General features: G+C 66.4%; 10 protein-coding genes and 1 pseudogene. 7 read left to right on the plus strand and 4 right to left on the minus strand.

All coding sequences use genetic code 11. The annotated features are described in order from the left end of the window. Positions 1 to 23: 23 nt before the first annotated feature. The 5 genes from ACFR9U_RS15005 to ACFR9U_RS15025 all read left to right on the plus strand — a co-directional run bounded on the left by ACFR9U_RS15005 (position 24) and on the right by ACFR9U_RS15025 (position 4,945). Positions 24 to 1,193, plus strand: a complete 1,170-nt coding sequence (locus tag ACFR9U_RS15005; RefSeq protein ID WP_247382251.1) for a thiolase domain-containing protein — start codon at positions 24 to 26, stop codon at positions 1,191 to 1,193. Positions 1,194 to 1,569: 376 nt separating this feature from the next. Then, positions 1,570 to 2,151, plus strand: a complete 582-nt coding sequence (locus ACFR9U_RS15010; RefSeq protein WP_379814659.1) for a hypothetical protein — start codon at positions 1,570 to 1,572, stop codon at positions 2,149 to 2,151. Beyond that, the gene (locus ACFR9U_RS15015) at positions 2,151 to 2,567 is read left to right on the plus strand and encodes a Zn-ribbon domain-containing OB-fold protein (protein WP_247382255.1); all 417 of its coding nucleotides are present in this window, start codon (positions 2,151 to 2,153) and stop codon (positions 2,565 to 2,567) included. Before ACFR9U_RS15010 ends, ACFR9U_RS15015 begins: the two co-directional genes overlap by 1 nt. 74 nt (positions 2,568 to 2,641) lie before the next feature. Next, positions 2,642 to 3,805 (plus strand): acyl-CoA dehydrogenase family protein, encoded by a 1,164-nt coding sequence (locus ACFR9U_RS15020; RefSeq protein ID WP_247382258.1) that lies wholly within the window; start codon positions 2,642 to 2,644, stop codon positions 3,803 to 3,805. Beyond that, a complete protein-coding gene (locus tag ACFR9U_RS15025) occupies positions 3,806 to 4,945 on the plus strand; it encodes a thiolase family protein (protein WP_247382260.1) in 1,140 nt (379 codons plus the stop codon). A gap of 80 nt (positions 4,946 to 5,025) precedes the next feature. On the opposite strand, the gene ACFR9U_RS15030 is transcribed toward ACFR9U_RS15025, so the two are convergent. From ACFR9U_RS15030 to ACFR9U_RS15045, 4 genes are all read right to left on the minus strand, one after another. After that, positions 5,026 to 6,165, minus strand: coding sequence for an acyl-CoA dehydrogenase family protein (locus ACFR9U_RS15030; protein ID WP_247382261.1), 1,140 nt, complete (start codon positions 6,163 to 6,165; stop codon positions 5,026 to 5,028). 103 nt (positions 6,166 to 6,268) lie between these two features. Next, the gene (locus ACFR9U_RS15035; protein WP_247382262.1) at positions 6,269 to 7,837 is read right to left on the minus strand and encodes a long-chain-fatty-acid--CoA ligase; all 1,569 of its coding nucleotides are present in this window, start codon (positions 7,835 to 7,837) and stop codon (positions 6,269 to 6,271) included. A gap of 135 nt (positions 7,838 to 7,972) precedes the next feature. Beyond that, entirely contained in the window at positions 7,973 to 10,336 is a 2,364-nt protein-coding gene (locus ACFR9U_RS15040) for a TRAP transporter permease (protein ID WP_247382263.1), read from the minus strand. Positions 10,337 to 10,360: 24 nt separating this feature from the next. After that, entirely contained in the window at positions 10,361 to 11,350 is a 990-nt protein-coding gene (locus ACFR9U_RS15045; RefSeq protein ID WP_247382264.1) for a TAXI family TRAP transporter solute-binding subunit, read from the minus strand. A gap of 351 nt (positions 11,351 to 11,701) precedes the next feature. Here ACFR9U_RS15045 and ACFR9U_RS15050 point away from each other — a divergent pair, with 351 nt between their 5' ends. Further along, positions 11,702 to 12,496: an electron transfer flavoprotein subunit beta/FixA family protein gene (locus ACFR9U_RS15050; protein ID WP_379814663.1), complete on the plus strand. Its 795-nt coding sequence runs from the start codon at positions 11,702 to 11,704 to the stop codon at positions 12,494 to 12,496. Then, positions 12,493 to 12,690 (plus strand): annotated as a pseudogene (locus ACFR9U_RS15055) (electron transfer flavoprotein subunit alpha/FixB family protein); the annotation flags it as partial. The gene ACFR9U_RS15050 and the pseudogene ACFR9U_RS15055, both read left to right, overlap by 4 nt.

Consider the following 12,690-nt stretch of genomic DNA (forward strand, 5'->3'; position numbering starts at 1 on the left):
CGTCCGTTCCGCAATACGTCCGTATGCGAGACGCGTATCTCGTGGGCGCGGCCCAGACGGACTACGGGGCGTTCCCGCACGAATCGTATCGATCGCTGTTCGCGACGGCGTTCGAGGACGCCGTCGCCTCCGTCGACGGGGAGTTCGACAGGGCTGCCGTCGACGAGGCGTACGTCGGAACGCTCGGCGTGGGCGGGCGCCAGCTCGGCCTGAGCGGCCCGGCCGTCACCGAATACGTCGGCCTCGACGGGGCGTCGTGCACCCGCGTCGAGAATGCCTGCGCGGCGAGCGGGACGGCGCTTCGCCAGGCCACGCTCGCCATCCGGGCCGGCGCAGCAGACGTCGCCATCGCCGGCGGATTCGAGGTGATGACTGACATGAGCGGCGATCAGACGCGCTACTGGCTCGGCGTCAGCGGCGAGACCGAGTGGGAGCGGATGGCCGGGACCACCTTCGCCGGCGTCTACGCGCAGATGGCCGACGCCCACATGGCCGACCACGGGACGACCCGCGAACACCTCTCGCGGGTCGCGGCGAAGAATCACGCCAACGGTGCGAACAACCCCCACGCACACCTCGGGTTCGAGTGCTCGCTCGACGACGCGATGAACGCGCCGAGCGTCGCCGAGCCGCTCAACCTCTACGACTGCTGTCCGACCTCCGACGGCGCGAGCGTCGCCATCCTCGCCAGTCGAGAGGCGGCCGAGGAACTGACCGACACGCCCATCCGCGTCGCCGGCGCCGGCCAGGCCAGTTCACGGGTCGGCCTGTTCCAGCGGCCCACCCTGACCGGGATTCCCGCGACCACGGACGCCGCCGAGCAGGCCTACGACGAGGCGGGGATCGACCCCGCCGACGTCGACTTCGCGGAGGTCCACGACTGCTTCTCGATCGCGGAGCTGATGGCCTACGAGGACCTGGGCTTCTGCGAGAAGGGCGAAGCCGGTCCGTTCATCGAAAGCGGGGCGACGGAACCGGACGGCGACATTCCGGTGAACCTCTCTGGCGGGCTGAAATCGAAAGGGCACCCCATCGGCGCGACCGGCGGCGGGCAGGCCGTCGAGGTGTTCAAGCAACTCCGCGGTGAAGCGGGCGACCGCCAGGTCGCTGGCCTGGGTCGCGGCCTCGCACACAACGTGGGTGGCTCGGGCGGTGCAGTCACCGTCCACGTCTTCGAGGAGGGATGGGCGTGACCGACGCCATCGAGAGCGCGGGCGCGTACACGCCGCGGTTCCGCATCGACGCCGACGCGTTCGTCGAGGCCTGGGACTCGTTCGACGCGCCCGGCGTCGAGCGAAAGGCCGTCCCTGCGGCCGACGAGGACGCCGTGACGATGGCCGTCGAAGCAGCGACGGACGCGCTGGCCGGATCGGATCACGACCGTGACGAGGTCATCGGGCTCGCGTTCGCGTCGACTACGCCGCCCGTCGACGAGGGCGACGTGGCGGCGACCGTCGCGGAGATACTGGGGCTCGATCACGGCGTCGAGACGGCCGNNNNACGCAATCGACCGGTGCCGGCGGCAGGGCGCTTCGCTGGGGCACGTCCGTGCCGGCGGGGCCGACGCTCGTGGTCGCCGCAGACGCACCGCGCGGGGAACCGGACGACGCCGTCGACCACGCGGCCGGTGCAGGCGCCGTCGCCTTCCTCCTGGCCGAGGACGGCCCCGTCGAGATCGTGGAGACGGCGACCTACACCGAGGAGTTCCCCGGGACGCGCTTCCGCGAGCGAGGAGAGGCGGCCGTGAACACGTACGACGCGACCGCGTACGAGCGCGAGGCGTACGGGACCGTCGTCGCCGGCGCGGTCGAAGCGCTGGACGAGGCGCCGACCGCGGTCGCGCCGACGGCCCCCGACGGCAAGCGACCCTACCGCATCGCTCGTCGGCTCGACGGTGACGTCGACGTCTACCAGACCGCGAGCGACCTCGGTGATACCGGTGCAGCCAGCCCGTTCTTCGGACTCCTGGCCGCGTGGGCCGACGACAGAGACGAGGTCACGCTCGTCGCGTACGGCGACGGCGCCAGCGCGGTGGCCGGCCGCGTGACCGGCACGCTCGACGCGACCTGGGACCGCGAGACAGCCGACGTCTCTTACGCCGAGTACGCGCGCAAGCGTGGCCACGTCGTCGCCACGGGAGGTGACGACTGATGGGGGCGTACCTCAGCGTGCCGTCGTGGTGGCGCAATCTCGACGGGCGCTACCGCCTCGTCCTCGGGCGGTGTCCGGACTGTGGCGCACACACCTTCCCCGCGGAAGGCGCCTGTCCGGCGTGCAACTCCACGGCCGACTTCGAGACCGTCGAGCCCGAGGGAACGGGCACGGTCGTCGCCCGAACGGTCCTCCAGGGCGGCATGCCGCCCGAGTTCGCCGACTACAGCACCCAGGAAGGAGACGTCGCCGTCGCCGTCGTCGAACTGGACGAGGGCGCACGCGTCCCGGGGATGCTGACCGACTGTGAGCCGTCGTCGGTCGAACGCGGGACGCGCGTCGAAGCCGTCGTTCGCCGCATCTACGAACAGGAAGGCATCGTCCGCTACGGTGCCAAGTTCAGGCCCCTCGACTGAAGGCGAGTGCCCGGCGGGGCTCCCGTTCGACGCCGGACCGAACTATTAATGTCATCGCCTCCGACCTGGACGATATGCTCGACTACGTCGACCTGGAGAGTGAACTGACTGAAGAAGAGCGCATGGTGCGTGACACCGCCCGCGAGTTCGTCGAAGAACAGGTCAAGCCGGACGTCGGCCAGCACTGGATCGACGGCACGTTCCCGAAAGACCTCATCCCGGAGATGGGCGAGCTGGGCTTTTACGCGCCCAACCTGGAGGGGTACGGCCTGCCGAACCTGAGCGAGACGGCCTACGGCCTCCTGATGCAGGAACTGGAAGCCGGCGACTCGGGACTGCGCTCGATGGCCTCCGTCCAGGGCGCGCTCGTGATGTACCCGATCCACGCCTTCGGGTCGGACGCGCAGAAAGACGAGTGGCTCCCGAAACTCGGCGCCGGCGAGGCCGTCGGCTGTTTCGGGCTGACCGAACCGGAACACGGCTCGAACCCCTCCGCGATGGAGACCCACGCCGAACGCGACGGTGACGGCTACGTCCTGAACGGCGCGAAGACCTGGATCACGAACTCCCCCATCAGCGACGTGGCAGTCGTCTGGGCCAAAGACCGGTCGAGCGACGGGACTCCGGTGCGCGGGTTCCTCGTCGAGACGGATCGGGACGGCGTCACCACGAACAAGATCGACGAGAAGCTCTCGCTGCGGGCGTCGATCACCGGCGAGATCGGGCTCAACGACGTCCACGTCCCCGAAGACAACGTCCTCCCGGACGTGGAGGGCATGAAAGGCCCGCTGTCCTGTCTCACGCAGGCGCGCTACGGCATCGCCTGGGGCGCCGTCGGCGCCGCGATGGACTGTTTCGAGACGGCCCGCGACTACGCGACCGATCGCGAGCAGTTCGGCAAGCCCATCGGCGGCTTCCAGCTCCAGCAGGAGAAGCTCGCGGAGATGGCCACCCAGATCACGAACGCCCAGTTGCTCGCCCACCGGCTGGCCACGCTCAAAGAGCGCGGTGACCTCCGCCCCGAGCAGGTGTCGATGGCCAAGCGCAACAACGTCCGGATGGCTCGCGAGCAGTCCCGCGTCGCCCGCGAGATGCTCGGCGGCAACGGCATCACGGCCGACTACTCGCCGATGCGTCACGTGACGAACCTCGAAACCGTCTACACCTACGAGGGGACCCACGACATCCACTCGCTCATCATCGGCCACGACCTCACCGGCATCCCCGCATTCGAATAAATGACCGCAGACACTGATCCAGTCGTCGTCGCTGCCCGTCGGACCCCACAGGGCAAGCAAGGCGGCGTCTACGCGGACGTGCGGAGCGAAGACCTCTCGGTTCCCCTCGTGAACGAACTGCTCGCCGAGACCGGCCTGACGGGCGCGGACGTCGACGACCTGCAGTGGGGCTGTGCGAAGCAGGTCAAAGAGCAGGGGAACAACCTGGCGCGGGTCATCGCGCTCCTCTCGGACCTCGGAGAGAGCGTGCCCGCGACCACCATCGACCGGCTCTGTGGCTCGTCGGCACAGGCCATCGCCGCCGCCTCGGACGCCATCCGGGCGGGCCAGCGCGAGTGCATCGTCGCCGGCGGCGTCGAGAACATGTCGCGCGTCCAGCGCGAGAAGGGCATCGACTCCTACCCCGGCATCCGCGAGCAGTACGACACCGACGCGCTCCAGATGGGCATGACCGCCGAGGCCGTCGCCGAGCGATTCGACGTGAGCCGCGAGGCACAGGACGAGTACGGCGCTCGCTCCCAGCAGCGCGCCGTCGCGGCCACGGAAGCGGGGCGCTTCGGCGAGGAGATCCTCCCCATCGACACCGGCGAGGAAGTGGTCACCGAAGACGAGGGCCTGCGCCCGGACACCACGACAGAGAAATTAGCCGAGTTGCCCACGGTGTTCAAAGACGACGGCACGGTCACTCCGGGCAACGCCTCGCAGATCTCCGACGGCGCGGCCGCCGTGATGCTCACGTCTCGGCGGTTCGCCGACGAGCACGATCTGGAGATCATGGCCGAAGTCGGCGCTCACGACGTCGCCGGCGTCGACCCCGAGATCATGGGTATCGGCCCGGTGCCGGCGGTCCGCGGCCTCATGGACCGCACCGGCACGACCATCGACGACTACGATCTGGTCGAGTTGAACGAGGCCTTCGCTAGCCAGACGCTGTACTGCCAGCGCGAACTCGGCATCGACGACGACGTGTTCAACGTCAACGGCGGTGCCATCGCCATCGGCCATCCGCTCGGGGCTTCGGGCGCCCGCCTGCCCGTGACGCTCATCCACGAACTGCACCGCCGCGACGCGGACCGCGGACTCTCGACGATGTGTATCGGCTACGGGCAGGGCATCGCCATCGAGTTCCGGATTCCCTGAGCCGGCGGCTCGCTGGGTTTCGGCGCGCGAAAAGCGGGACGGACACGACTTGTCCTACGAGAAGTGACGTCCCGTCGTCGTTACAGGAGGCGGTCGGCGATAATATTCTTCTGAATCTCGCTGGTGCCCTCGTAGATCTTCGTGATGCGAGCGTCCCGGTAGTAGCGCTCGACGGGGTGGTCGGAGACGTAGCCGGCGCCGCCGTGCACCTGGATGGCCTCGTCGGCCACGTCGACGGCGTGCTCGCCGGCGAATAGCTTCGCCATGCTGGCGAACTTGGCCGCGAGGTCGTCGTCACCGTTCTCGACCTGGGAGGCAGCGCGATAGGTCAGCGAGCGAGCGGCCTCGACGTTCGTGGCCATCTCGGCGAGTTTGTGTTCGATCGCCTGGAGCTCGCCGATCTTCTGGCCGAACTGCTCGCGCTCGCCGGCGTAGTCGAGCGCGGCGTCGAGCGCCGCCTGGGCGGCCCCGACGGCCTGGGACGCGACGCGAGTGCGACCGGAGGCGAAGAAGTCCATCAGCTGGTAGAACCCCTCGTCGACCTCGCCGATGACGTTCTCCGCGGGGACGCGGACGTCGTCGACGATGACTTCCGCGAGGTCGGAGGCGCGAATGCCGAGTTTGTTGTCGATCTTCTCGGTTTTGAAGCCGTCCAGATCGGTCGGCACCAGGAACGCGGTGATGCCGCGGTGGCCCTCGTCGGGCGAGGTTTTGGCCATCATGACGCCCACGTCGGCGACCGTGCCGTTCGTGATCCACATCTTGTTGCCGTTGAGGACGTAGCCGTCGCCGTCCTTCTCCGCGCGGGTCTCGATGCCGGCCACGTTCGACCCGTGGGCCGGTTCCGAGATGGCGGAGTAGGAGGCGGCCTCCCCGTTGGCGATCTTGGGGAGCCACTCCTCTTTCATCCACTCGTCGCCGTACTTGATGATCATGTTCGTCCCGAAGCCGGCCGAGCCGACGGCGCTCCCGATGCCGGGGTCGGCGCGCCAGAGTTCCTCCGTGACGAGGACCGCCTCGAGCAGGTTCATGCCCGCGCCGTCGTATTCGAGCGGAATGTGCGGGGCGACGAAGTCGAACTCCGCGGCCTTCTTGCGGAGCTCGATCGGGTAGGATCCCTCCTGGTCGTGTTCCTTCGCGACTGGTTTGATCTCGTTCTCGCCGAACTCACGGACGGCCTGCCGGATTGCGCGGTGCTCGTCCGATAGCTGGAACGCCATGTGGGGAAGTTACGCGTGGCATGTAAAATATATTCTGATATTCTGAACTGCCGTTAGATTATGTCCCCAACCAGTAACAAGATGGAAACCCCAGGCCGCGCCGTTAGCCGTCCTTCCGCAGTTCGTACTTCTGGACTTTGCCGGTGGTAGTGCGCGGCAGTTCGTCGCGGAACTCGACGATCCGCGGGTGTTTGTACTCCGCGAGGTTGTCGAGCGCGTACTGTTTGATCTCGTCTGCGGTCACGTCGTCCCCAGGTTCGTACCCAGGTGCGGGGACGATAAGGGCCTTGACCGTCTCGCCGCGACGGTCGTCGTCGATGCCGACGACGGCCGCGTCGGCGACCGCGTCGTGTTCGTAGAGGAGTTCCTCGACTTCCCGCGGGTAAACGTTGTAGCCGCCCGTGACGATCATGTGTTTCTCACGGTCGACGACGTAGACGAAGTCCTCCTCGTCCCAGTAGCCCAGATCTTCCGTGTGGAACCAGCGTTTACCCTCGGCCTCGGTGAAAGCGGACTCGTTGGCCGCCGGGAGTCCGTAGTAGCCCTGCATCACGTTCGGACCGGCCACCACGAGTTCGCCGACGATTTCGTCGAGGTCGACGTCCGACTCGTCGACGGGGCCTTCCTCGACTCTGGGCATCTCCTCGAAGTCCTGATCGACGATCTTGGCGTCGACGTTCTCGACCGGCTGGCCGATGCTCCCCTTGCGACGTGCACCGGGCCGGTTCGCGTGCGTGACCGGACTCGTCTCGGTCAGCCCGTACCCCTCGAACAACTGCGTCTCGAACAGGTCCTCGAACCGCTCGAGGACCTCCATCGGGAGGCTGGAGCCGCCGGAGTTGACGAACCGGAGCGACGAGAGGTCGCGCGCGTCCGCGTCGGGCTGGTTGATCATGTCGTTGAACATGGCCGGGACGCCGTACATCACGGTGATCGCCTCGGTCTCGATGAGGTCGAACACTGTCTGCGGGTCCCACTCGGCCACGGGGTAGTAAGTCGCGCCCGTGAACACGGCGGCGTTCATCACGGCCGACATCCCGTAGATGTGGAACAGCGGCAGCGTCCCGACGAGGTCGTCGTCGGGGCCGATCGACGGTTCGGGCAGCGTCATGTTCGCTCGGGTGTTCGACGCGAGGTTGTGATGCGACAGGAGGACGCCCTTCGGCTTGCCGGTCGTCCCGGAGGTGTAGGGCTGGACGGCCACGTCGTCGTCGGCGCGGTCGACGACGGGGACCGTCTCGTCGGCGAGGAACGCCTCGAAGTCGGTCGCGCTCTCGACCGGTTCGCCGACGCTGACGACGGTCTCGACGTCGGTCTCCGGCTTGACCTCGGCGACCGCCTCGGCGTTCGCAGAGAGGGTGACGACGGCTTTCGCGCCGCTGTCGGCGAGGAGGTGGCTGATCTCGCGGGCCTTGTACTGCGGGTTCATCGGAACGACGATGCTCCCCGTCCGGAGCGCCCCGTAGAACGCGGTCACGAACTGCGGCAGGTTCGGGAGGTAGATGGCGATGCGATCGTCTTCACCGATTCCCTGCTCGTTGAGCGCGGCCGCGAACTGTCCGGTGCGCTCCCAGAACGTCTCGTAGGTCTGCTCGTTTCCGTCGAAGGAAATCGCCACGGAGTCGGGCGTCGACGATACCGTATCCGCCACTTCCGCAACCAGATTCGTCATGACAGTGTGCTAGCCTTGCCACCTCGATACAAAAGCCTTCTCGATTGTGAGCCTTCCCCGTGGCGTCAGCAGAACGCGGGCGGTTCAGTCAGCGAAGGAGAGCGATCAGAAACGCGGTCCCGAAGGAGGTGGGGGTTACCGGTTACGCAGTTCTGTCGCAGGCGTGACTGCGCTGGGGAGCCGGTCGAGCTGGGCGAGCGCCAGGCCGACGAGAGCGATCGTCGCGGTCGCGACCTGAAGCATCGTTGCGGTGCTCGGTCCGACGTAGCCTGACAGTGCCGGACCGTACAGCGCCCCGAGCGCGAGAACGAGGTAGACGACGCGGTGGGGAATCCCGAGGACGTGTCGGCCGTCGAAGCCGATGGTGACGGCGGTCAGCGCGATGACGCCGACGAACACGCAGAACGCGGCCACGGGCGTTCCGGTCACGGTCCACGTGACGAGGCTGTCGTTCACGACGAGCGAGAACGGGATGAGAAAGCCCGCGATCCCGATGCGGAGCGCCTGTTTCGCCGAGGTGAGGAAGCCGCTGTCCGCGATGCGCGAGGCGACGGCGACCCCGACGGCGACCGGTGGCGTGATCGCCGAGAGCATCGCGAAGTAGAACACGAACAGGTGGGCCGTGATCTCTGCGACGCCGAGTTCCTGCAGCGGCGCCGTCAGCAGCGCCGCCACAAGTACGTAGGCGGCCGGCGTCGGCATCCCGAGGCCGAACAGGATGCTGGTCAGCATCGCCAGGATCAGCGCGATCAGCAGGACGCCGCCCGCCAGCGCGACCATCCGGAGACTGATTTTCCCGGACAGCCCGGTCTGGGTGAGCATCTTGATGATGACGCCCATCGCGGCCAGCACGCCGACCAGCGGCGCCATGTCGAGGGCGCCCTTCATGAACCCGCGCAGGGTCTTCACCGTCGTCGCGAACAGCTGGTTCACGACCGCACTGACGGTCGAGTTCGTCGGGGCTCCGTCGTCGGCCCCCGTGACCCAGTCGTCGGCCGGTTCGTCACCGATGACCAGCAGCGTCACGTCGCGAACGTACATCACGGCGATCAGCGTCAGGACAGTGTACAGCCCGGTCGCCAGCGCTGACAGCTGCATCACCGCCAGCGCGTAGACCAGCACTGCCATCGGGACGAGGAAGTATCGGGCCTGGAAGAACCCCTCGACGGCGTCGACGAGCTCCGTCAGCCCACCGCTCATTGAGGTGGCAATCGCGCCGTGAACGTACCGCCCGGCAAGGAGCGCGCCGAGCGTCGCGACGCCCGACAGCGCGAGCGGCAGGTCTGCGACCCGGCGACTCGCGTAGAACGCCCCCACGGCGAGGGCGAAGTACGAGACGATCACGAGCGCGTGCTTGCTGAACAGGACTTCGAGGATGCCGCCGGTGTCCTCGCCCTCGTCGCTGGTCCAGCCGTACCGAAGCACGGCGAACTGGACGGCGACGCCGACGCTGAAGTAAAACAGGAGCGCGGGGATGAGGCCGGCCTGGATGATGCGGACGTACGGCGCGCCGATGAAGTCCGCCATCAGGAACGCGGCGACGCCCATGACGGGCGGCATGATCTGACCGCCGCTGGAGGCGACGGCTTCGATGGCAGCCGTGAAGTCCTCGCGGACGCCCTGGCGCTGCATCATCGGGATGGTGAAACTCCCGGTCGTCGCGGCGTTGGCCGCGGCGCTCCCGGTGATCGATCCCATTGCCATCGAGGAGATGACGGCCACGTGGACGATCCCGCTGCGGAGGCGCTTGCCGAGGCGTTGGCTCAGATCGAGGATGACGTCCAGGATGCCGTACGCTCTGGCCAGGCCGGCGAACATGATGAAGATAGCCACGTACTTCGCCCCGGCCTGGGTGATGAACCCGTAGACGCCGGAGCGTTCGAGCTGGGCCGCACCGTAGAGCGTCACGTCTCGCAGGCTCAGGCCAGTGTGCTGGAGGAAGCCGGGGAACGCCGAGCCGAACAGCGCGTAGAGGACCGACCCGACGCCGACCAGCGCGATGGACCAGCCGTAGGCTCGTCGCGTCGCGTCGATCGCCAGCACGACGACGACGAGCCCCAGCGTGAGGTCCGTGTTCGAATAACCCATCAGGATGGCGTTCCCGGTCAGCCGGTCGTACCCGGTCACGAAGTAGTACCCAGCGCCGGCCGACACGAGCGTCGCCGCGAGACACACCACTGCGTCGAGTCGCACGTAGAGGCGCTGGACGGAGTCGCCGAATCTGCTGACGAGCGGGCCGTCAACCACCGACGTCCCCTTCGCGACGTGTTCGTACGCGAGATAGAGGTAGTACAGTGAGAGGCCGAAATGGAAGAACACCATTCCGTGGATGATCTGTGTGAACGGTCGGGCCCAGGCGTAGTAGACGGTGTATCCGGTGAGCGCGACCGCGAAGAGCGACACGAAGGGTAACAGCAACATCTCCGGGACGGAGCGCTCGAAAAAGGCAGTACGCAGCCCACGTGGTGACGTTGCTGAATCGTCGGGTGTTTCGGTCATGACTGAATTGTGAGGGAAGCCGCTCTACTGTGCTGTTCCGCGCTCGAACTCGTCGGACCAGAGGCCCTTCTCCTCGTAGAAGTCAGCCGCAGCGGGGTGGAACGGAATCCCAGTGTAGGCGTGTTTCACCCACGAGTCGCCGTTCGCCATCGGTGCGAGGAGTCCGGTCTGCTCTTGGAGGCCCTTGCGCTGTTCCCACAGCGTCTCGAGGAACGACTTCAGCGTGTCGTAGTCGTGATCTTCGCGAACGATGAAGTTGTACGCCAGCGTCGGGGTGCTCAGCGTCTCCGGCGTGTACCCGTAATCGTCGAACTGACTCATGTCGATGTCCGAGACGACGATCGCCGGATCGTCTTCGAGCTCCGAGACGATCTCCTCGGGCCAGTTAAGCACCCGGAGATCGACGGTGCTTTTCATTTGTTGGAGCCATCCCGGCTCGATGGAGAGGTTGACGTACGTCGCGGCCCCGACGTCCAGCCGACCCTCGCTCATCGCGCCGGCCTGGTCGCCGTAACTGACGCTCGTTCGGTTGTAGTCGTCGACCGCGAAATCGAGCGCGTATTCGAGCATCTCCGCCGTCCCCGCACCTCTTGGGGTCGGCGAGACGTTCGAGTCCGCCGTGATGTCGGTCACGCTCGTCCAGCCGTCGTTCGCGGTCGCCAGGAACCACGCCAGATCGTACAGGTGGAACACCTGGTTCGGCTGGTACGCGAGATCGCCGAACGGTTTCTCGCCCTGACGGATCTTGTTCGCGGTCCAGTTCTGGACGTAGGCGATCTCCGTCTTGCCCTGCACGACCTCGGACACGTTGCGGTTCGTTCCCTGACTCGGTCGCGCGTCGACTTTCACGTCCGAGTTCTGGCTGACGGCCGAGGAGATGACCTGGCTCATCGAGTAGGCCGCCGTCGTCTCCGACGCCGTCTTCATGATCATCTCGCCGTCAGAGCCAGGCGCCGTCTCGCTCGCGCCACCCGAGTCACCGAAACAGCCCGCGAGGGCGCCCGTTCCGACCATTCCAGCCGTCCCGACCGATCGCTTGAGGAATGACCGTCTGGCTATACCCGTTGTTTTGCGATTACCACGCATAGAAACGGCATTAACATTCATGTCCTAAATGACTTTCTATGCGAAATGTGTTGTGAACTCACTGCGTAGAGCTAACAACCAATGTCGTCGGAGCTGCCGATCCCTGTGCCGTGTGCCAATATTTGCACGTTTCACGGTGGAATTTACCACTCGTTGACGACTGGCGACGGGCCGCCTGGATGGGTTAGAATATATTAATTTCCACTGATATTTAAGGAACGCTAACGGGTGGCCATTCGGAAACGTTTAACCGGGATCAATCGAGAGTCTCAGGTGAGTATGAAGATTCTTGTCACGGTAAAGGAGGTGGCGGAAGTCGAAGACGAGTTCGAGATTTCGGGCGACGACATCGCCGAGCAGTATCTCGAATACGACCTCAACGAGTGGGACGACTACGCCGTCGAGGAAGCCGTCCAGATCAGCGAGGAAAACGACGACGTGGAAGTCGTCACCGCCACGATCGGCCCGGAACGGTCCGAGGAGACCATCCGGATGGCCCTCGCGAAGGGCGCCGACCGTGCCGTGCGCGTCTGGGACGACTCCATCGAGAGCGCCGAGTACCTCGACACCGACTCCAAAGCCGACCTGCTGGCTGCGGTCGTCGAAGAAGAGGAGCCCGACCTCGTCCTCTCGGGCGTCCAGTCCGGTGACGAGGCCAACGGTGCGACGGGCGTCGCGCTGGCCGAGAAGATCGGCTACGAGTGGGGCGCGGTCGTCAACGACCTCGAGCTCGACATCGACGGGGGCGTCGCGAGCGTCCACCGCGAACTCGAAGGCGGCGTCGAAGAACTCACCGACATCGAAACCCCCGCTGTGCTGACGATCCAGTCGGGGATCAACGAGCCCCGCTACGCGAGCCTGCGCGGCATCCGCCAGGCTCAGCAGAAGCCGCTGGACGTCCAGACGCTGGAGGATCTCGGTCTGGACGCCGACGTCGTCGAGAGTCCGCTGGCCCAGACGTCGATGTACGAGCCCGAATCCGAGGGCGACGCCACCATCTGGAGCGGCGACCCCGAGGAGGAGGCCGCACAGCTTGCTGAATTCCTGCGGGACAAGGGGGTCGTTGACGCATGAGCGACGTTCTGGCAGTTACGGAACACCGCCGTGGCGAACTGCGCGACGTAAGTCTCGAGATGATCTCTGCCGGCCGAGAACTGGCCGACGAGACCGGCGGCGACCTGCACCTCGCCGTCATCAGCGGCGACGTCGATACGTACGCCGACGAGGTCAACCGCGAGGGCGTCGACGCCATCCACACCGTCGAGTAC

This window comes from Halorientalis brevis (assembly GCF_042678165.1).
Taxonomy (GTDB): Archaea; Halobacteriota; Halobacteria; order Halobacteriales; family Haloarculaceae; genus Halorientalis; species Halorientalis brevis.